Annotated in this window: 20 protein-coding genes; 12 read left to right on the plus strand and 8 right to left on the minus strand. The window is 67.9% G+C overall.

Annotated elements, in window-relative coordinates:
- Positions 1-12: 12 nt before the first annotated feature.
- Positions 13-369 (plus strand): PadR family transcriptional regulator, encoded by a 357-nt coding sequence (locus ACX80H_RS09560; RefSeq protein ID WP_459312852.1) that lies wholly within the window; start codon positions 13-15, stop codon positions 367-369.
- Entirely contained in the window at positions 369-1715 is a 1347-nt protein-coding gene (locus tag ACX80H_RS09565) for a permease prefix domain 1-containing protein (protein ID WP_459313399.1), read from the plus strand. The genes ACX80H_RS09560 and ACX80H_RS09565 overlap by 1 nt, the downstream gene beginning before the upstream one ends.
- A 39-nt stretch (positions 1716-1754) precedes the next feature.
- Here ACX80H_RS09565 and ACX80H_RS09570 read toward each other — a convergent pair whose 3' ends face one another.
- The 5 genes from ACX80H_RS09570 to ACX80H_RS09590 form a co-directional block, all read right to left on the minus strand.
- The gene (locus tag ACX80H_RS09570; RefSeq protein WP_459312854.1) at positions 1755-2102 is read right to left on the minus strand and encodes an iron chaperone; all 348 of its coding nucleotides are present in this window, start codon (positions 2100-2102) and stop codon (positions 1755-1757) included.
- 117 nt (positions 2103-2219) lie between these two features.
- Positions 2220-2627: a universal stress protein gene (locus tag ACX80H_RS09575; protein WP_459312856.1), complete on the minus strand. Its 408-nt coding sequence runs from the start codon at positions 2625-2627 to the stop codon at positions 2220-2222.
- Positions 2624-4144 carry a tripartite tricarboxylate transporter permease gene (locus ACX80H_RS09580; RefSeq protein ID WP_459312858.1) on the minus strand — a complete coding sequence of 507 codons (1521 nt, stop codon included), beginning with the start codon at positions 4142-4144 and terminating at the stop codon, positions 2624-2626. The genes ACX80H_RS09575 and ACX80H_RS09580 overlap by 4 nt, the downstream gene beginning before the upstream one ends.
- A gap of 9 nt (positions 4145-4153) precedes the next feature.
- Positions 4154-4747 carry a tripartite tricarboxylate transporter TctB family protein gene (locus tag ACX80H_RS09585; RefSeq protein WP_459312860.1) on the minus strand — a complete coding sequence of 198 codons (594 nt, stop codon included), beginning with the start codon at positions 4745-4747 and terminating at the stop codon, positions 4154-4156.
- On the minus strand, positions 4744-5760 hold the full coding sequence (locus ACX80H_RS09590; protein ID WP_459312862.1) for a Bug family tripartite tricarboxylate transporter substrate binding protein: 1017 nt from the start codon (positions 5758-5760) through the stop codon (positions 4744-4746). The genes ACX80H_RS09585 and ACX80H_RS09590 overlap by 4 nt, the downstream gene beginning before the upstream one ends.
- 135 nt (positions 5761-5895) lie before the next feature.
- On the opposite strand from ACX80H_RS09590, the gene ACX80H_RS09595 reads away from it, so the two are divergent.
- From ACX80H_RS09595 to ACX80H_RS09615, 5 genes are all read left to right on the plus strand, one after another.
- Positions 5896-6780, plus strand: a complete 885-nt coding sequence (locus tag ACX80H_RS09595) for a LysR family transcriptional regulator (protein ID WP_459312863.1) — start codon at positions 5896-5898, stop codon at positions 6778-6780.
- Between the two features lie 136 nt (positions 6781-6916).
- On the plus strand, positions 6917-7831 hold the full coding sequence (kdgD, locus tag ACX80H_RS09600) for a 5-dehydro-4-deoxyglucarate dehydratase (RefSeq protein ID WP_459312865.1): 915 nt from the start codon (positions 6917-6919) through the stop codon (positions 7829-7831).
- 10 nt (positions 7832-7841) lie between these two features.
- A complete protein-coding gene (locus tag ACX80H_RS09605; RefSeq protein WP_459312866.1) occupies positions 7842-9452 on the plus strand; it encodes an aldehyde dehydrogenase (NADP(+)) in 1611 nt (536 codons plus the stop codon).
- The gene (locus tag ACX80H_RS09610) at positions 9449-10780 is read left to right on the plus strand and encodes an enolase C-terminal domain-like protein (protein WP_459312868.1); all 1332 of its coding nucleotides are present in this window, start codon (positions 9449-9451) and stop codon (positions 10778-10780) included. The genes ACX80H_RS09605 and ACX80H_RS09610 overlap by 4 nt, the downstream gene beginning before the upstream one ends.
- 38 nt (positions 10781-10818) lie before the next feature.
- Entirely contained in the window at positions 10819-12000 is a 1182-nt protein-coding gene (locus ACX80H_RS09615) for an L-talarate/galactarate dehydratase (protein WP_459312870.1), read from the plus strand.
- A gap of 85 nt (positions 12001-12085) precedes the next feature.
- Here ACX80H_RS09615 and ACX80H_RS09620 read toward each other — a convergent pair whose 3' ends face one another.
- Both ACX80H_RS09620 and ACX80H_RS09625 read right to left on the minus strand, forming a co-directional pair.
- Positions 12086-12973 carry a DUF4031 domain-containing protein gene (locus tag ACX80H_RS09620; RefSeq protein ID WP_459312872.1) on the minus strand — a complete coding sequence of 296 codons (888 nt, stop codon included), beginning with the start codon at positions 12971-12973 and terminating at the stop codon, positions 12086-12088.
- 17 nt (positions 12974-12990) lie between these two features.
- A complete protein-coding gene (locus ACX80H_RS09625) occupies positions 12991-13548 on the minus strand; it encodes a dihydrofolate reductase family protein (RefSeq protein WP_459312874.1) in 558 nt (185 codons plus the stop codon).
- Positions 13549-13686: 138 nt separating this feature from the next.
- Here ACX80H_RS09625 and ACX80H_RS09630 point away from each other — a divergent pair, with 138 nt between their 5' ends.
- Positions 13687-14709: a sigma-70 family RNA polymerase sigma factor gene (locus ACX80H_RS09630; protein ID WP_459312876.1), complete on the plus strand. Its 1023-nt coding sequence runs from the start codon at positions 13687-13689 to the stop codon at positions 14707-14709.
- A 186-nt stretch (positions 14710-14895) separates the two neighbouring features.
- On the plus strand, positions 14896-15228 hold the full coding sequence (locus ACX80H_RS09635; protein WP_087071895.1) for a histone-like nucleoid-structuring protein Lsr2: 333 nt from the start codon (positions 14896-14898) through the stop codon (positions 15226-15228).
- A 252-nt stretch (positions 15229-15480) separates the two neighbouring features.
- Here ACX80H_RS09635 and ACX80H_RS09640 read toward each other — a convergent pair whose 3' ends face one another.
- A complete protein-coding gene (locus ACX80H_RS09640; protein WP_459312878.1) occupies positions 15481-15915 on the minus strand; it encodes a hypothetical protein in 435 nt (144 codons plus the stop codon).
- 198 nt (positions 15916-16113) lie between these two features.
- On the opposite strand from ACX80H_RS09640, the gene ACX80H_RS09645 reads away from it, so the two are divergent.
- From ACX80H_RS09645 to ACX80H_RS09655, 3 genes are all read left to right on the plus strand, one after another.
- The gene (locus ACX80H_RS09645) at positions 16114-17208 is read left to right on the plus strand and encodes a WD40/YVTN/BNR-like repeat-containing protein (RefSeq protein WP_459312880.1); all 1095 of its coding nucleotides are present in this window, start codon (positions 16114-16116) and stop codon (positions 17206-17208) included.
- 8 nt (positions 17209-17216) lie between these two features.
- Positions 17217-17513: a MoaD/ThiS family protein gene (locus tag ACX80H_RS09650; protein ID WP_459312881.1), complete on the plus strand. Its 297-nt coding sequence runs from the start codon at positions 17217-17219 to the stop codon at positions 17511-17513.
- Between the two features lie 172 nt (positions 17514-17685).
- The gene (locus ACX80H_RS09655; protein WP_459312882.1) at positions 17686-18972 is read left to right on the plus strand and encodes an ammonium transporter; all 1287 of its coding nucleotides are present in this window, start codon (positions 17686-17688) and stop codon (positions 18970-18972) included.
- Positions 18973-19109: the final 137 nt, after the last annotated feature.

The following is a 19109-nucleotide window of genomic DNA, read 5'->3' on the forward strand; positions in this document are numbered from 1 at the left end:
TATGGAGGCATCGTGCGCATCGACAAGGACCTGGTGGCCGCATCGGCCACACCACTGGTGCTGGGCATCCTCGCAGGAGGCGATCTGCACGGCTACGCCATCCTGAAACGGGTGGGCGAGCTGTCCGGCGGAAGCATGCAGTGGACCGACGGTATGCTCTATCCCCTCCTGCACAGGCTCGAGCGGCTCGGGTACGTCTCGTCGTCCTGGGGGTCCTCCGAGATCGGCCGCAGACGGAAGCACTACACCATCACCCCGTCGGGCCTCGATGCGTTCACCGAACGGCGGCAGCAGTGGACCGTCGTCGCCGACACGCTGCGGCAGGTCTGGCAGGACGCGCCGCCCACCGCGACAGAGGCCTGGGCGTGATGGACGCACACGCGGGACTGGAAGGACAAATCGATCGCTGGCGAGGCTACGTCCTGCGCCACCGGGCGATCTCCGCCGCCGACGTGGAGGAACTCGAGGACCACCTCCGGGAGCAGATCGCCGACCGCCGCGCCACGGGACTGGACGACGAGGAGGCCTTCCTCGTCGCGATCAAGCGCCTCGGCAACCTGGACCAGATTTCCCGCGAGTTCGCCCGCGAGCACTCCGAACGGCTGTGGAAGCAGCTCGTACTCGTCCCGGCCGATACGGGCGGAAGCACGCCACCGTGGCGTGAACTCGTCGTCGTGCTCTGCCTGGCCCTCGGCGCAGGCGCCGCCGTGAAGGCCGGGATCGCCGGAATCGGCAACGGGTCGGCGCTCGTACGGAACCTCGCCCTCCTGGTCGTGCCCTTCGTCGCCGCGTACTTCGCCTGGAAGCGGCACCTCGGCCGGCCCGTCCTGGCAGCGATCGCACTGGCCTTCGCGGCCCTGGCCGCGGTCCTCAACCTGTACCCCTTCACCGCGTCCGGCTCCACCGAGGTCCTTGCCGCACTGCACGCGCCCGTCGTGCTGTGGCTGCTGCTGGGGCTCGCGTATGTCGGGGGCCGCTGGCGTTCGGACCGGCGGCGCATGGATTTCGTCCGCTTCACGGGTGAACTGGTCATCTATCTCGCCCTTCTGGCACTGGGCGGGGCCGTCCTGGTCGGGCTCACGCTCGGGACCCTCTCACTGATCGGCGTGGACTTCGAGCCGGTCCTCGAGGACTGGATCCTGCCCTTCGCGGTCCCCGGCGCCCTGGTCGTGGCCGCGTGGCTCGTCGAAGCCAAGCAGCAGGTCGTCGAGAACATCGCCCCTGTGCTGACCAAGGTCTTCACTCCACTGACGGTGGTCATGCTCCTCGTCCTCCTCTCCGTGCTGGTGGGCGCGGGAGGCCTGAACGGCATCGACCGGGACCTGCTGATCCTCATGGACGCCATCCTCGTGCTGGTCCTCGGCCTGGTGCTGTACTCGATCTCCGCACGGGACCCCCTCGCACCGCCGGGGCTGTTCGACGCCCTGCAGGTGGTGCTGGTCGCGCTGGCCCTGGCGCTCGATGCCGTGATGCTCACGGCGATGCTCACCCGCCTCGCCGAGTTCGGGGCTAGCCCCAACAAACTCGCTGCGCTGGGCCTCAACATCCTGCTGCTGGTCCACCTGGTCCGCGCACTCTGGCTGGCCGTCGGATTCCTGCGGGGGACACGGACCTTCGCCGCCGCCGAACTCTGGCAGACCCGATATCTACCGGCCTACGCGCTCTGGGCCGCCGTCGTCGTCGTGGTCTTCCCTCCCCTTTTCGGCTTCGCCTGACCGACTCGGCTTAGCCTGACCGACGCCGTCCGCCGGAGCCTACTCCCCCGTGATCTCGAGGCTCCGAAGCCGTACGACCTCCCGCACGACGGCGTCGGGCAGCGGGTTCGCCGCCGAGAACCGGATGGTCCCCCTCGAGAGGGAGAATCCGCCGAGCGACGGCGCGACGGCGTCGATCACCGCGGGAGAGAACGGATAGAGCGAGAGATGCTTCGCTGCGGCGGCGACGGCGACGAGCGGTTTCCCCTCGAGCAGAAGGGCCGGGAGCCCGTAGCTCCTGCCGTCCTCTGCGTCCGGCCGGGCCGCGCGGGCCACGTCGACGACGTGCTGGAGGCAGGCCCGATCGGGTTCCCGCAGTTCGCCGATGGTGTCGTCGAGCGATCCCATGCGCCGATGCTAGACCCCTGCAGGATCGGAGGAAAGAACCGGGGCCACCCTGCCGCGCTATCGGTTTTCAGGATGGCCCCGGAGTTTCTGGTGCCGGTGTCCGCCGGCAGGAAACCGTCAGCGGGCGGAATCGCTCGTCGCCTTGACGGCGAGGACGGGTCGGTCGACCTGGAGCAGGATCCGCTGGGCGTGACTGCCCATGATGAACTTGCCGACCTGGCTGCGCTTCCGCAGCCCGATGACGATGAGGGAGGCATCGATCTCCTCGGCGAGATCGATGAACTCGTCGGTGAGGTCGTCCGTGTGTCCGGGTTGCCGGACGACGGCGTCCACGCCGGCAGCCCGAGCCCGCCGGACCAGCTCCGCCACCTGGTCCTCCGGGATGAGGACGGGATCCACGGGGGCTCCCTTGCGCGGCGAGTTGAGGATGACCGCGTTGGTGCCCCGGAGCTGGGCCTCTTTCAGGCCGGCTTCGAGGGCGGCCTCTCCCTCGGGAGTGGGGACATAGCCGATGAGGATGCTCATACCGATTCCTTGCGCTTGGTGTCGATGGTCGTGGCCGTCCGCTTCTTTCGAGCCTTCTGGATGAAGGGAAGCATCAGAACGACGATGAAGATGAAGAGGAGGACAGCACTGATGGGGCGACCGGCGAACTGGGTCGCATCACCGCCGAAGAGCAGGAGTGACCGGCGGAGGCTCTCCTCGAGCAGCGCCCCGAGGACGAACGCCAGGACGAGCGGTCCGGGTTCGAACCCGAACTTCTTCATCAGGTACCCGACGACGCCGAAGAAGATGACGAGCCAGATGTCGAAGATGCTGTTGTTGATCGTGTACACCCCGATGAGGGTGATGAGCACGGTGACCGGTGCGAGGATCGCCGGGCGGACACGGAGGATCCGCACGAAGACGCCGACGAGGGGGATGCTCATGATCAGCAGCAGGATGTTGCCGATGTACATGGAGTTGACGACGCCCCAGAACAGCTCGGGGTCGTTCTGCACGAGCTGGGGACCCGGTGTGACGCCCTGGATGAGCAGTGCCCCGAAGATGATGGCCATGGTGGCGTTCGCCGGGATGCCCAGCGTGAGCAGCGGGATGAAGGAGGACGTCGCGGCCGCATTGTTGGCCGACTCGGGGGCGGCGACGCCTTCGATGGCGCCCTTCCCGAAACGTGACGGGTCCTTGGCGCGCTTCTTCTCCATGGCGTAGGCGGCCAGGGACGAGAGGGTCGCACCTCCGCCGGGAAGGATACCCAGGAAGAAGCCGAGCACGGATCCTCGGCCGATGGCCCCGGATGCCTGCTTCAGGTCCTTGCGGGAGGGCCAGACGTTGGCCACCTTGGCGGGGGCCGAGACCTTGTTGTGGCGTTCTTCGAGGTTGTAGAGGATCTCGCCGAGCCCGAAGATGCCCATCGCGATCGGGACGAAATCGAGTCCGTCGGCGAGCTCCAGGCTGCCGAGGGTGAAGCGGGACTCGCCCGTGAAGCCGTCGCGGCCCACGGTGGCGAGCAGGAGGCCGATGGCCGCGGCGATGAGCGATTTGATCCGGCCGCCGTTGCTGACGGTGGCGACCAGGAGGATACCGAGCAGGGCCAGGGCCGTGTACTCGGGTGGGCCGAAGTCGAGGGCGAAGCCGGCGATGACGGGAGCCAGGAAGGTGAGGCCGATGATGGCTACGGTGCCACCCACGAAGGATCCGATGGCGGCTATTCCGAGTGCGGTCCCTGCCCGACCCTGCTTGGTCAGCGCATATCCGTCGAAGACGGTGACGACGGAGGATGCTTCTCCAGGGAGCCGGAGCAGGACCGAGGTGATGGTCCCGCCGTACTGGGCGCCGTAGAAGATGCCGGAGAGCATGATGATGGCGGTGACGGGCTCGACGCCGTAGGTCAGGGGCAGCAGGATCGCGATGGTCGCCGCCGGACCGAGGCCGGGCAGGACGCCGATCAGCATGCCGATGACGACGCCGAGCAGACAGTACAGGAGGTTCGTCGGCTCGAGGACGACGCCGAAACCGTTCAGTACCGGTTCAAAAAATTCCATGGGGGTTCCCTAGAACAGATGCGGGATGGGCACGTTGAGGGCGGAGACGAAGAGCAGGTAGAACGCGACGGTGATCCCCACGCTGAGCAGGGCGGTCATCCGCCAGGTCTCCCGGCCCAGGAAGCGGAGCCAGACCACGGTCAGGAGCAGCGCCGGGATCTCGAATCCGATCCGTCCGATGAGCAGGGTGAAGACGACGAGGCTGGCCAGTCCGGCGACGACCTGGAGGCTGGAGCGGGAGAACTTCTCAGCATCGAGGACGTTCCTGCCGAACAGGGCGAGGGCGATACCGAGGATCACGAGCAGGACACTGATGAGGAACGGCCACAGCCCCGGTTCCGGCTCGGCCGGGGATCCCAGTCCGAGCCGCACGGAGCCGATGGTGCCGGCGATTCCGAGGGCGGTGACGACGACGGCTGATGCGATGTTCGCGCCCGGTCCGGCGGCGGGTGGTTTTTCCTGCTCCCACTGCGCGGCGAGGTCCTCCGGCGTCAGGTCGTCAACGAGGTGGTGCCCGTGGTCAGGAGCTTGGTGTTCGGGCTCCGGGTGGAGGGGGTGCGAACCGCCGGCTGCCCGGCGGTTCGCGTCGGAAGCGGAAATCACTGCTTGCCGCCGAGGTCGATGTCGTACTTCTCCACCAGTTCCTTGTACTTGGCAGCGTTGGCCGTCCATTCCTCGGTGACCTGTGCGCCGTCGATCTCGTGGGGGGTGAAGAGGTTCTCCTCGTTGAAGGTCTTGTACTCCTCGCTCTCGAACGCGGCCGAGACGGCTTCGCGGAGCTTCTCCAGCGCCGGCTCCGGGGTACCCTTGGGCGCCGCGATGGCACGGTATTGGGACACGGGGACGTCGTACCCTGCCTCAAGAGCGGTGGGTACGTCGGGGAGGTACTGGTTGCGCTCCTCGGAGAACGTCACGATCGGCCTCAGGGTGCCGGCTTCGATCTGTGGCATCGCCTCGCCCAGCTGGATGGTGGCGAAGTCGACCTGGTTCCCGAGGATCGCCGTCATGGCCGGGGATCCGCCGTCGAAGGGCACGTCGGTACCTTCGACGCCTGCCTGCTTGAAGAGCAGCGCCTGTGCCAGCTGGCTGCCCGTGCCGACGCCCGTGGTGGCGAAGTTGAACGGCTTACCTGCAGCGACGATGTCCTCGACCGTCTCGTACTCGGACTCGGCGTTGGCCACCAGCACGTAGTCGTCCTGGGAGATACCGCTGATGACTTCGAGGTCATCGAGGCTCACGGCTTCGTCCTCGCTCACAGCCAAGGGCGTGATGGCGATCAGGGAGGCATTGAGGAGGATCAGGGTCTGGCCGTCCGGCGTCGCATTGGCGACTTCCTGGGTCGCCAGGGCGCCGTTCGCGCCGGGCTTGTTGACCACGGGAATCGGGACCCCGAGGGCATCCGTGGCGTTCTCGGCGATGGCACGACCGATGAGGTCGGTGCTGCCCCCCGGGTCCTGGCCGATGGTCAGCGTCACCGGACCGGAGGGGAACTCGCTTGCCTGCTCGCTTCCACCGGAGCCGGCGACGTTGCCACCGCAGGCGGAGAGAGTCAGTGCCAGGACAGCTGCCACACCCATGGTCGACGCTGAGCGACGGGTGAACTTCGTGGAAAACATGAAATCTCCTTTGATGGAGGTCTAGGAGTGACCGTCTGTGATGGCAGTCACCCTGAGCCTGTTACCGAAAGCTTAGGAATCCTCGTCATGCATGTCTAAGCCCAATAAAGTATGAGCTGATACCCTCTGTGCATCATGTACTCCCTCGATCAGTTACGCGGATTCGTCACGGTCGCCGAAGAACTGCACTTCGGCAGGGCCGCCGAACGTCTCCGCATGACCCAGCCACCGCTGAGCCGGCAGATCCAGAAGCTGGAGAAGGCTATCGCCGTCCAGCTGTTCGAGCGGGACAGTCGTGGCGTCACCCTCACGGCCGCCGGCACAGCGTTCCTCGGGGAGGCGCAGCGGTTGCTGGCACTGGCCGAAAGCGCCCCGGATCTGGCCCGGCGCATCTCGAAGGGGTCGGCCGGGTCCATCCGGCTCGGTTTCACGGCGGCGTCGACCTTCGGCATCCTTGGCGCCCTGCTCAACGAGATCTCCAGCGAGTTGCCCGAAGTCGACGTCGAACTGCGGGAGATGGTCACGCGTGAGCAGATCGACGCCCTCCGGGACGGCGACATCGACCTGGGGCTCGCCCGTCCCCCCTTCGACGAGCAGGTCTTCGGATCCCGCTTGCTGTACCGCGAGCCCCTCGTCGCAGCAGTCCCGGAAGGCCACCGCCTCGCCACCCTGGGCCGGCCCGTGACGATCGAGGACCTGAAGAGCGAAGCGCTCATCATGCACTCCCCCACCCAGGCCAAGTACTTCTACGACCTCATCGTCCGCCTCGCCCCGGCCGGCCAGCTGCACTACGTCCACACGGTGGCCCAGATCCTCACGATGGTGTCCCTCGTGGCAGCGCACCGCGGCATCGCCCTGGTGCCGCACTCGACCACGGTTCTCGGCATCGACGGCGTGCAGTACTGCGACCTCGACGGCTTCGGCTCGGACCCCGTGGAGCTCTTCGCCATCTGGCTCAAGGAATCCAAGAACCCCGCCCTGCACCGCGCCCTCGATGCCATGACCGAGCGCCCCGACTAGGACAAGTGATACCGAGAAGGTATCAACCCATTCTAAAACAGTCTTAGACACGTATCGCTGGTGTTCATACGCTGGGTCCTATCGAACTTCCCTGGCGCCCTCGACGGTCGCGCCACCTCTACCGAAGGGTCTCCCCGTGGCTCACCTGAATCCCTCCGAGCTGGCGCAACGCATCAAGTCGGGCCTGCTCTCGTTCCCCGTCACGCACTTCGACCAGCAGCTGCAGTTCGACGAGGCCCGGTACAGGGAGCACCTGGCATGGCAGTCCGACTTCGATGTCGCCGGGCTCTTCGCTGCCGGCGGCACGGGCGAGGGCTTCTCCCTGACGACCGCCGAGATGGACCGGGTGGTCCGGGTCGCCGTGGACGAGATCGGAGGCAAGGTCCCCGTCATCGCCCCTGCCACCGGCGGGACGTTCTCGGCCATCGGGCACGTGCGGGCAGCCGAGGAGGCTGGAGCGGACGGCATCCTCCTCATGCCGCCCTACCTGACGGAGGCCGATCAGGAAGGCCTGATCGAGCACGTCAGTGCGGTCTGTGCAGCGACAAGCCTGGGCGTCATCGTCTACAGCCGCGCGAACGCCGTCCTGACCGACCGCTCCGTCGCCATCCTTGCCGACCGCAACCCGAACCTCATCGGGTTCAAGGACGGCATCGGGAACATCGAGCAGATGACCCGGATCTACGCCCGGGTCGGCGAGCGCCTCACCTACATCGGCGGCCTGCCGACCGCGGAGACGTTCGCACTGCCCCTCCTCCAGCTGGGCGTGAGCACGTACTCGTCGGCGATGTTCAACTTCGTCCCGGAGTTCGCCCTCGCCTTCTACCGCGACGTCATCGCCCAGGACCGCGCGGCGGTCTACGAGAAGCTGAACGACTTCGTCATCCCCTACCTGGACATCCGTGACCGGGTGAAGGGATACGGCGTCAGCATCATCAAGGGCGGGCTCGACGCGGTGGGCCGCGACGGCGGGCGCGTGCGTCCGCCCCTGCAGAACCTCACCGATGCCGACCAGTTCGAACTGTCCACCCTGATCAAGAAGATCAGCTAGGAGTCCTGACATGACCACCACTTCCAGCACGACCATCACCGGCCGGTCACTCATCGCCGGCCGTGCCGTCGAGGGATCCGCCGGCACCGCACACGCCGTCAACCCGGCCACGAACGAGAAGCTCGAACCGGTCGTCACCCTGATCGACGGGGTCCAGCTCGCCGAGGCCACCGCAGCAGCAGCTGCCGCCTTCGACACGTACCGGGCCACGACACCCGCGGAACGCGCCGCTTTCCTCGAGCGCATCGCCGACAACATCGACGCCCTCGGTGCGGAGCTGACCGAGCGGGCCGTCCTCGAGACCGGCCTGCCCGCCGCACGTATCGACGGCGAACGCGCCCGCACCGTGGGCCAGATGCGCCTCTTCGCCGACGTCGTCCGCCAGGGCGATCACGTGCAGGCCCGCATCGACCCCGCGCTCCCCGACCGCACCCCCCTGCCCCGACTGGACATCCGCCAGCGCCACATCGCCCTCGGCCCTGTTGCGGTCTTCGGCGCCAGCAACTTCCCCCTCGCGTTCTCCACCGGTGGAGGCGACACGGCGTCGGCCCTCGCCGCCGGCTGCCCCGTCATCGTCAAGGCCCACAACGCGCACCCCGGCACCGCGGAACTCGTCGGCCACGCCATCACGCGGGCCGTCGAGGAATCCGGGCTGCCGGCCGGGGTCTTCTCCCTGGTCTTCGGTGCCGGCACGTCCATCGGCCAAGCCCTCGTGGCCGACCCGCACATCAAGGCCGTGGGGTTCACGGGCTCACGCAGCGGCGGCACCGCCATCATGGCGACCGCCGCGGCCCGGCCGGAACCGATCCCGGTGTATGCGGAGATGTCCTCGATCAACCCGGTCTTCGTCTTCCCGGGGGCCATCGGTGACGACGTCGATGCCCTCGCCTCCGGCCTCGTCGGATCACTGACGATGGGCGCAGGACAGTTCTGCACCAACCCCGGCCTGGTCTTCGTGCCCGCGGGCGCCCAGGGAGACCGGTTCGTCGCGGCCGCCTCCGACGCACTGCGGGAGACCCAGGGCTCCACCATGCTCACCCGTGGCATCGCCGAGGCATGCGCGGCAGGAGTGGCGAAGCTGCGTGACGAATCCGACGTCGACGTCGTCGCGGAAGGCCGGCCCGGCCCCACGGAGAACGCCCCTGGCGCCGTGCTCTTCACCACCACCACGGACACCTTCAGGCACAACGCCGGCCTCCAGGAGGAAGTCTTCGGAGCCGCTGGGATCTTCATCCGCTACACCGGGGAGGACGAACTCCTCGCCGCCGCCGAGACCCTGGAAGGCCAGCTCACAGCGACCATCCACGCGACCTCGGCCGATTCTGCGCACATCGCCCCCCTGTTGCCGATCCTGGAGCGCAGGGTCGGGCGGATCCTGTTCAACAGCTGGCCGACCGGCGTCGAAGTCGGCCACGCCATGGTCCACGGCGGCCCCTACCCCGCCACCTCGGACTCCCGCTCCACCTCTGTCGGATCGCTGGCCGTTCTGCGGTTCCAGCGGCCGGTCAGCTACCAGAACATCCCCGACGAGCTGCTCCCGGCGCCGCTGCAGGACGCCAACCCGTGGAAGCTCAACCGCCGTGTGAATGGAACCGTCGTGAATGCGGAGACCGAACGATGACATCAGCAACCCCGACCGTGGCCTCCGTCGAAGTCGTCCCCGTCGCCGGGCACGACAGCATGCTGCTGAACCTCAGCGGAGCCCACGGCCCCTACTTCACCCGCAACATCGCCATCATCACCGACTCGGCGGGCCGCACCGGCCTGGGCGAGGTCCCCGGTGGCGAAGCCATCCGTTCGACGATCGAGGAGGCCGGTGACCTGCTGGTCGGCCGGCCCATCGCGCTCTACCGCCAGCTGCTGCGGCAGGTGTCCGAGCGCTTCGCCCACCGCGACGCCGGCGGCCGGGGCGCCCAGACGTTCGACCTCCGTACGACGATCCACGCGGTGACCGCCATCGAATCGGCACTCCTGGACCTGATGGGCCAGCACCTCGAGGTCCCCGTCGCGGAACTCCTGGGCGAAGGACAGCAGCGCGACCGGGTCCAGATGCTCGGCTACCTCTTCTATATCGGCGACCGCACCAGCACGGACCTGCCCTACCTCAGCGGCGATGACACGTCGGACGCCTGGGGACGCCTCCGCCGGGACGAAGCCATGACCCCGGAGGCCATCGTGGCCCTCGCGGAAGCGGCCCAGGAGAGGTACGGGTTCCAGGACTTCAAGCTCAAGGGCGGGGTGCTCTCGGGCGCGAAAGAGGTGGAGGCCGTCAAGGCCCTGGCCGCCCGCTTCCCGGAAGCCCGGATCACGCTCGACCCGAACGGTGGCTGGCTCCTCAAGGACGCCATCGAGCTGTGCTCGGGACTTTCCGGCGTCCTCGCCTACGCCGAGGACCCCTGCGGGGCGGAAGGAGGGTTCTCGGGCAGGGAGACCATGGCCGAGTTCAAGCGCGCCACCGGGCTCCCCACAGCGACAAACATGGTCGCCACCGACTGGCGCCAGATGGCACACGCCATCCGCTCCAACGCGGTGGACATCCCCCTCGCCGACCCGCACTTCTGGACGATGCAGGGCTCAGTCCGCGTGGCGCAGCTCTGCAACGACTTCGGCCTCACCTGGGGATCCCACTCCAACAACCACTTCGACATCTCCCTCGCCATGTTCACCCATGTGGGAGCGGCAGCTCCAGGAAACATCACGGCACTGGATACGCACTGGATCTGGCAGGACGGGCAGCCCCTCACCAGGGAGCCCCTTCCGATCGAGGGCGGATTCATCACGGTCCCCCAGCGTCCGGGCCTCGGCATCGATCTGGACCGTGACGCGCTCCAGGCGGCGCACGAGCTGTACCTGGAACACGGCCTCGGTTCCCGCGACGACGCCGCCGCCATGCAGTACCTCGTGCCGGACTGGACCTTCGACCCGAAGAGGCCCTGCCTGGTCCGTTGACCATTCCTGACCGCCCGACCCCAGACGAAGGATCTTCCATGAATTCCGGTACCACCCTGATCAGCCCGGTGGCCACGCCGGCCGGCACCGACGCGGCGACCGATCGGATCCGCCACGTCAAGCTGTCGACCCTGACGCTTCCGCTGGCCACGCCCATCAGTGACGCGAAGGTCCTGACCGGCCGCCAGAAGCCCATGACGGAGATCGTCTTCCTCTTCGCGGAGATCACCACGGAGGACGGCCACTCCGGCATCGGGTTCAGCTACTCGAAGCGTGCGGGCGGTCCGGCGCAGTACGCGCACGCACGGGAGATCGCCGACAACCTGCTGGGCGAGGACCCGAACGACATCGGGCGCGTGTACCAGAAGCTGCTCTGGGCGGGTGCGTCGGTGGGGCGCAGTGGGGTCGCGACGCAGGCCATCGCAGCGCTGGATATCGCCCTCTACGACCTGAAAGCCAAGCGGGCCGGCCTTCCCCTGGCGAAATTGCTGGGCTCGTACCGCGATTCGGTGCAGACCTACAACACGTCCGGTGGGTTCCTCCAGGCGTCCATCGAGGAAGTGAAGGACCGCGCCACCCGGTCGCTCGCCGACGGGATCGGCGGCATCAAGATCAAGGTGGGCCATCCCGACTCCCGCGTCGACCTGGCGCGGGTCGCCGCTGTCCGGGAGCACCTCGGCCCGGACGTCCCCTTCATGGTGGACGCCAACCAGCAGTGGGACCGGCCCACGGCGATGCGGATGGGCCGTACGCTGGAGCAGTTCGACCTCGTGTGGATCGAGGAGCCCCTCGACGCCTACGATGCCGAAGGGCACGCACAGCTCGCGCAGGCGCTGGACACGTCCATCGCGACGGGCGAGATGCTGTCGAGCGTCAGCGAACACATCGACCTCATCACCCATCGGTCCGTCGACATCATCCAGCCCGACGCACCACGGATCGGGGGCATTACCCCCTTCCTTCGCCTGGCCGCACTGGCCGATCAGGCGGGGCTGCAGCTTGCTCCCCACTTCGCCATGGAGATCCACCTGCATCTGGCCGCTGCCTATCCGAGGGAACCGTGGGTCGAGCACTTCGAGTGGCTCAACCCCCTGTTCAATGAACGCCTCGAGACCCGCCAGGGGCGGATGATCGTCCCGAACCGGCCCGGCCTGGGATTCACCCTGACCGACCAGGCCCACGCCTGGGTGACGGACTTCGTGGAGTTCGGCCGGAAATGACCGCCCCGGGTCCTGCCGCGGTGCGGTAGGACCCGGACGGGTGGCAGGTACGGACGCTGGAGGCCTGCACCACCAGCCCTTCGGGTCAGGGCCGGGCGAGCGAGGCGAGTTCCAGCGCCATATTGGTGCCGGCCCGGTCCGCCCAGAGCGCCTGCCCCCGCCCCGTGCGGTACAGCGGGTTCAGCGCGAGCAGCCGCTGCAGGACACTCCGCCGGCCGGCGATGAATGCGTCATCCGGAATATACGAATATTCCGCCCGTACCGCCGCCGCGTAGCGCGCGTAGTCCTCGGGTGATCCGCCGAGTACCGAGAGGTCGGCGTCGCACAGGAGCTGCCCCGCCCTGTCCTCGGGCCGCGGATCGTGGCCCGCCGTGAGGAGCACCAGGCGCTCGACCTCCCGCACCACGGCGCCGTCCACGCGGCCCGTCAATCGCTCGACGGCGAGGGCCGCGGAGGTCTCTTCGTCCTTTCCTGCCGCGCCCTCGTAGACGGCGTCGTGGAACCAGGCGGAGAGGAGGACGGCCATCCGCTGCGGTTCGTCGGCGGGTTCGAAGAGCCGGTCCAGGGCCTCCAGGACGCCAAGCAGGTGCACCGGGGTGTGGTACCTCCGGTGGGGTTCGCCCCAGCGGTCCAGCAACTGCCCGCCGAGGTCGGGATCCCCGGGCAGGGTCGATGCCCACCGCGACAGGAGGGCCGCCCGGAGCTTCGGTCCCCGCCGTCGGGCAGGGATCCGGAGGCCACTGGCGATCAGGGCCCGCACCAGCTCGGTCCCGCTGACCTCGAGGGCGCCCTGCTCCACCAGTTCCCGGTAGCGCCGGGCCGGCACGTCGTAGTGGTCCTCGTCGAAGGCCCGGTGCGGGATCCCCGCAGCCGCCGCGAAGGCGTGCAGTTCCTCGAGCGACGACGTCGACACCAGGTGGGAGAAGACGGTTCCGTGAGCGGGCCAGGACGGCGGATCGATGAGGACGGCCATGACCAGCAGTCTAGGGTTCAGCCCTCTTCGCCGCGGAGTCCGTAGGACGCCAGGACGTTGCCCTTGCTCGTGGTGGTCGTCTCCTGCAGTTCCAGCCGCGTCACCGGATCCGTGGGCGCGAAGACGTGGCGTCCCGAACCCGCGACCACCGGGTGGATCATCAGGAGGAGTGAGTCCAGCAGCCCGGCGAACAGGAGCTGGCGCACCAGCGAGATGCTGGCACAGATGGCGATATCCCCACCGTCGGTCTGCTTCAGTGCCCGGACGAACTCCTCGAGGGGCGCGTCCATGAGGGATGCATTGGTCCAGGCCAGGTCCCCGCTGAGCGTGCGCGACGCCACGAATTTCCGCACCGGGTTGATGAAGCTGCCGAAGGGGTCGGCGGACCCGGCGGAGGGCCAGTACTCGGCCCACTCCTCGTACCCGTGGCGGCCCAGCAGGACGGTGTCCACCCGACTGATCATCGCCCCCATTCCCGCGCCGAGTTCCGCGTCGAAGCTGTCGAACTGCCAGAGGTTCGGTGATTCGACCACTCCGTCGACGGAGGAGAAGAGGCCTGCTGTGAGTTTGCGCATGGGTGCTCCCGGTATCGGTTGGCGGCTTTCCACACAATAGACGGAGCGGGATCGGTTCGATCATCGACGGAGGAAGAAATTTCGGGCCGCCTCCTCCCGCCCCGGGACGGCCGTCGCTACGCTCGATGCATGCAGCCCGTGACCGCCACTCCCCCCCGAAGCACCCTGCCGGGAACGGGAGCGGAGACGGAGCCCTTCGAACGGCTCCTGGAAGCCTCCCGACGTGAGCTGACCGGGTACTGCTACCGGATGCTCGGTGCAGCGTCCGAGGCCGAGGATGCCGTGCAGGAGACCATGATCAAGGCCTGGTCCCGCCGCGAGTCGTTCGCCGGTGAATCCTCCCTGCGCACCTGGCTCTTCCGGATCGCGCACAACGTCTGCGTGGACATGCTCCGCAGTCCGCAGCGCCGCGCGCGGCCGATGGACCTCGGTCCGTCCACCCGCACCGCGGACGCCGTGCTCGGGGCGCCCCTCACCGAAGGCGTGTTCGTGCAGCCGATCCCCGACGAGCGCGTCATCGACCCCTCGGGAGACCCGGCGGCCGTGGCCGAGGCCCGCGACACCATCCGCCTGGCCTTCATCGCCGCCCTGCAGCACCTGCCCCCGCTCCAGCGCAGCGCGCTGATCCTGTGCGAGGTGCTGCGCTGGTCGGCGGCGGAGGTCGCTGCCCTCCTCGAGGTCACCACGGCCTCGATCAACAGCGCACTCCAGCGTGCGCGCAGGACGATGGCCCACCACGAGCCCACTGCGCACATGCCCCTCGAGGACCCGGCGCACAAGGAGCTGCTCGCCAAGTACCTCCGTGCCTTCGAGTCCTACGACATGGAGGTGCTCGTCTCGCTCCTGCGGGACGACGTCGTCCTCTCCATGCCACCCTTCGACCTCTGGCTCCGTGGTCCGGCCGATGTGCGTGCCTGGTTCCTGGGCGAAGGCAGGGTCTGCGAGGGCGGGCGGCTCATCCCCCTGGCCATCAACGGGTCGGGTGGCTTCGCCAATTACCATCTCGTCGAACCCGGTCTGTGGGAGCCGTTCGCGATCCAGGTCATCGAAACGGAGGGCGAGCGCATCGTGGGCCACCACAACTTCCTGTACCCGGAGATGTTCGAGGCATTCGGACTGCCACTGGTGATCGACGAACGCGAGACGGTGGCGGGGGACTGATGCCGCCGCCCTGCACGACGGCGGCATGTGGCAGCGGGTCCGGATCCGGAGAATTTCCGCGCGGAGCGGCGTCAAGAATACCCCTCTCGTCCCCATTCCCGGGAATCCCGATACTTTCCGGGGATTGCAGGATAAGGTCGGGAACCGGGGGCTGATGAATTCATTCGGACAACACAGGAGAATGTGATGGCACAGCGCGTACAGGTGCAATTGGTCGACGACCTCAGTGGCGAAGAGGCACAGGAAACAGTGCGGTTCGCACTCGACGGCACGAACTACGAAATCGACCTCACCCAGGACAATGCAAATTCCCTGCGTTCCGCCCTCTCCGCCTATGTGGACAAGGGCCGCAAGGCAGGCGCCGGCCGCCAGTCGGCAGCGAGCCCGAAAGCATCCTCCCGGTCGAAGCGCGAGGACACGCAGCAGATCCGCCAGTGGGCCCAGGAGAACGGTTTCAATCCGAGCTCACGCGGCCGCATCACGCAGTCGATCATCGACGCCTACAACGAGAGCCGCTGACCGCACCCGGCTCCTCCGGACCTATCGGACGAACCTGTCGGACGATATGCCCGGATAATCGAGCCGGTAAAGGAGCCATTGTCGCCGCCGCCGTCCCCGGAACCACCGGAACGCCTCGAATGCACGATATGGTGCGACGTCGGGAAATACGGCGGGAGGTCGATTCACCGCACGGCGAACTGAGGGGGAGGCGGGAACCGGGAATGGGCCGCCTCCTTCCCTTCCGGACCGGAGAAGAACGGAACCGACTCGCTAGTCCCCGGTCCGGGCCTCGCGTGCCCACGACTCGGCCTTGGCGGGACATTCGAAATAGCGGGATTCCGAAAGGGACTGCTCGACGAAGGCGGCGATAACCTGGTCCACGGGACCGGTGCCGACGAAGCCCACACGTGAGGTGAGGTCGCACTCCAGGATCGCGGTGCGGGCGTTCGCCGTGATCCCGACCATCCCCTGCAGGTGGATCACGAGGGGCAACAGGTAGCCGTCGGACAGCTCGCGGATACCCTCGTACGACTCGAGGATGTCGACGACGGTGAGCAGCGAGCCGGGCGCCCACCAGAGCGCGAGCAGGCCCGAGCGGACTTCGATGCAATGCTTGCCGGCGCAGTGCCGGCGGGCGCCGGGAGTGTGGCCGGGACCGGGACCGGGCCGCGCGGGCGCGGCGTTCCCGAGGACGATCTGATGCAACGGTGCCTCCAGGTGAACGGATGATCCGCTCCCCAGCGATCGAATACGCCAACTCTGGCAGGCCCCGCTGGTGATTTCTTGCATGCGGACAGAAGCGGGTAGCGGCACCTGTACAAAACGGGTGGTGCGTGGCATCGTCCCAAGTGATTTGCATCAACGGGCCGGAGTGGAAACCGGAACACGCCAACGGGGGCAGCCATGTCAGCAGCAGGAACAACCCTTCTCGCCATCGGTACGAAGAAGGGCCTGTGGCTCGCTTCGAGTACCGACCGGGAGACCTGGACGGTGTCGGAGCCGAAGTTCCTCATGGAGGAGATTCCCAGCGTCGGCATCGACACCCGCGGCGGCAGGACCCGTCTCTTCGCCGGGCGTATGTCCTGGCACTTCGGACCCTGCATCGCGCATTCGGACGACCTCGGGGAGACCTGGGCGGAGCCCCAGGAGGGCAGCATCCGCTTCGGAGCGGACGACGGCGCTGCGCTCGAGCGGATCTGGCAGATCCAGCCCGATGCGGAGAACCGGCCCGGAGTGGTCTGGGCGGGGTGCCAGCCGATCTCGGTGTGGAAGTCCACGGACCACGGGGAGACGTTCGAGCTGAACCGCGGCCTCTGGGACCACCCGCACCGCAGCGAGTGGGGCGCCGGCTTCGGCGGAGCAGCCGCGCACACGGTCCTGCCGAGTCCCGCGGACGACACCGTCCACGTCGCGATGAGTACGGGCGGCGTCTACCGGTCCGACGACGGCGGGGATTCCTGGCAGCCCCGTAACCACGGCATCAGCGCCTACTTCCTGCCGGACCCCGCACCGGAGTTCGGCCAGTGCGTACACAAGGTGGCCCTCGACGCCGTCGACCCCGACCGCCTGTTCGCGCAGAACCACCACGGCGTGTACACGAGCCACGACCGCGGCGACACCTGGCAGTCCATCGCGGAGGGCCTGCCCGCCGACTTCGGCTTCGTGATGCTCACCCACCCGCACCGCAGCAGCACCGCCTGGGTCATCCCGCTGAAAGCCGACGGTGAGCGGATCCCGCCCGACGGCCACCTCATGGTGCACAGGACGGACGACGCCGGTGCGACCTGGCAGGCCAGCGACGCCGGACTGCCGCGGGCGGAGTACAACGCGGTGCTGCGTGATGCGGCCTGCGTCGACACGGCGGCGGTCCCGGGCGTCTACTTCGGGACGCGCGGAGGAACCGTCTACGCGAGCGCCGACGAGGGCCACACCTTCCGGGAGGTGGCGAGCCACCTGCCGGACGTGCTCTCGGTGCGCGCCGCCGTCGTTCCCGCCTGACCAGGAGCATGCCCATCATGGCCTCCGTGACCGTCCTGATCCCCACGCTCCTCCGCCCGTACGTCGACGGACGCAGCGAGATCAGCATGAGCGTGCCCGACGGCGGCGACGTGTCATCACTGCTGGACAGCCTCGGCGCCGGGCGCCCCCTGCTCGACCAGCGCATCCGCGAGGAGACCGGCACACTGAGGCGCTACGTGAACATCTACATCGACGGCGAGGACGTGCGTCGGCTGGACGGCCTGGGCACTCCGGTTCCCTCAGGTGCAACCGTCATGATCATCCAGTCGGTCGCGGGAGGCTAGGGCGGGGACGAGGCGTAACACAACGTTAACCGCCCCCGCCGCGGACGGAAACGTGCCGCTGTCTACCATTGCTCAGCGCGGTGTGCCATCCCGGTTCCGCACCCACCCCCGTGCGACTCCGGGCTCTGTCCCCTCGGGCACACGAAAGCGCTGTCACGGAAATGGACTTCCCATGGATTCTGGAAACGTCGCTTGGATTCTCGCCAGCGCCGCGCTCGTCTGTCTGATGATCCCGGCACTGGCCCTGTTCTACGGAGGAATGGTCGGCTCCCGCCGCATCCTCAACATGATGATGATGTGCTTCGGCGGCGCGAGCCTCGTCGCAGTGCTGTGGGCCCTCTTCGGGTACTCGATGGCCTTCGGCAACTCGCTAGGCGGCCTCGGACTGATCGGTGATGTCGCGGAGTACGCCGGCCTGGGCCAGCTGCTGGCCGAGGACCCGGATGCATCCATCCCTCCCATCCTGTTCGCAGCCTTCCAGCTCTTCTTCGCCTGTGTCACCACCGCGCTGGTCGCCGGTGCCGCAGCGGGCCGCATGAAGTTCGGCGCGTGGATGATCTTCGCCGGTGTCTGGGCGACCCTGGTCTACTTCCCGATCGCCCACTGGGTGTTCGCCTTCAGCTCGGAGGACGGATCGGTGGTCGGCGGCTGGATCGCGAACAACCTTGGCGCCATCGACTTCGCCGGTGGTCTCGCCGTGCACATGAATGCCGGTGTGGCCGCGCTCGCCCTGTCCCTCGTGCTCGGACGCAGCCACGGCTGGCCGAAGGTGGACCACGCCAAGCCGCACAGTCGGCCCCTCGTCCTCGTGGGCGCCGGGCTCCTGTGGGTCGGCTGGTTCGGATTCAACGCAGGCTCCGCTCTTTCCGCGGGGCACGCCGCCTCGGTGGTCTTCCTCAATACCGCCATCGCCGCTGCCGCGGGCCTTCTCGCATGGGCCCTCGTGGAACGCATCCGCAACGGGGCCGCCACCAGCATGGGAGCCGCTTCGGGCCTGATCTCCGCGCTCGTCGCCATCACCCCCGCCTGTGGAGCCGTCAGCCCCATGGGAGCCCTGGCCATCGGTGCGATCGCCGGAGCCGTCTGCTCACTCGCGATCGAGCTGAAGTTCCGACTGGGCTTCGACGACTCGCTCGACGTCGTCGGCGTACACCTCATCGGCGGCATCCTGGGAACCCTGCTCATCGGGTTCTTCGCCACCGAGGATGCCCCCAACGGCGTCGCCGGGCTGTTCTACGGCGGCGGTGCCGGCCTGCTGGGCGTCCAGACCGTCGCGACCGTGGCCGTCCTGGTCTACTCCTTCGTGGTCACCTGGGTGATCGCACAGGTCATCCAGCGCACCGTCGGGCTCCGCATCGAGCAGGAGGACGAGCTGCGCGGCATCGACATCGCCGCCCACTCCGAGTTCGCCTACCTGACCGACGAGGACCCTGTGGACCTCGGAGCACCGCGCAAGTAATCCCGCGGGCCGTGCCCGGGTCGTCGAAACGGCCCGGGACCGGCAGCGAAGCAGACGATGTGCAAGACAGTGTGCAGGGAGAACCGGAAGCAGTGCGTCCCGAACGGGGCGCACTGCTTCCTTGTGTTCATGCTGCT

It is taken from the genome of Arthrobacter pasteuri (genome assembly GCF_054510955.1).

What these genes read in the sequence shown, in the direction of transcription:
- ACX80H_RS09650 (WP_459312881.1), top strand. Translation starts at nt 17,217, where the DNA reads ATGCCCATCATGGCCTCCGTGACCGTCCTGATCCCCACGCTCCTCCGC.
- ACX80H_RS09575 (WP_459312856.1), bottom strand. Translation starts at nt 2,627, where the DNA reads ATGAGCATCCTCATCGGCTATGTCCCCACTCCCGAGGGAGAGGCCGCC.
- ACX80H_RS09570 (WP_459312854.1), bottom strand. Translation starts at nt 2,102, where the DNA reads ATGGGATCGCTCGACGACACCATCGGCGAACTGCGGGAACCCGATCGG.
- ACX80H_RS09645 (WP_459312880.1), top strand. Translation starts at nt 16,114, where the DNA reads ATGTCAGCAGCAGGAACAACCCTTCTCGCCATCGGTACGAAGAAGGGC.
- ACX80H_RS09625 (WP_459312874.1), bottom strand. Translation starts at nt 13,548, where the DNA reads ATGCGCAAACTCACAGCAGGCCTCTTCTCCTCCGTCGACGGAGTGGTC.
- ACX80H_RS09610 (WP_459312868.1), top strand. Translation starts at nt 9,449, where the DNA reads ATGACATCAGCAACCCCGACCGTGGCCTCCGTCGAAGTCGTCCCCGTC.
- ACX80H_RS09620 (WP_459312872.1), bottom strand. Translation starts at nt 12,973, where the DNA reads ATGGCCGTCCTCATCGATCCGCCGTCCTGGCCCGCTCACGGAACCGTC.
- ACX80H_RS09565 (WP_459313399.1), top strand. Translation starts at nt 369, where the DNA reads ATGGACGCACACGCGGGACTGGAAGGACAAATCGATCGCTGGCGAGGC.
- ACX80H_RS09590 (WP_459312862.1), bottom strand. Translation starts at nt 5,760, where the DNA reads ATGTTTTCCACGAAGTTCACCCGTCGCTCAGCGTCGACCATGGGTGTG.
- ACX80H_RS09580 (WP_459312858.1), bottom strand. Translation starts at nt 4,144, where the DNA reads ATGGAATTTTTTGAACCGGTACTGAACGGTTTCGGCGTCGTCCTCGAG.
- ACX80H_RS09595 (WP_459312863.1), top strand. Translation starts at nt 5,896, where the DNA reads ATGTACTCCCTCGATCAGTTACGCGGATTCGTCACGGTCGCCGAAGAA.
- ACX80H_RS09655 (WP_459312882.1), top strand. Translation starts at nt 17,686, where the DNA reads ATGGATTCTGGAAACGTCGCTTGGATTCTCGCCAGCGCCGCGCTCGTC.
- ACX80H_RS09635 (WP_087071895.1), top strand. Translation starts at nt 14,896, where the DNA reads ATGGCACAGCGCGTACAGGTGCAATTGGTCGACGACCTCAGTGGCGAA.
- ACX80H_RS09615 (WP_459312870.1), top strand. Translation starts at nt 10,819, where the DNA reads ATGAATTCCGGTACCACCCTGATCAGCCCGGTGGCCACGCCGGCCGGC.
- ACX80H_RS09605 (WP_459312866.1), top strand. Translation starts at nt 7,842, where the DNA reads ATGACCACCACTTCCAGCACGACCATCACCGGCCGGTCACTCATCGCC.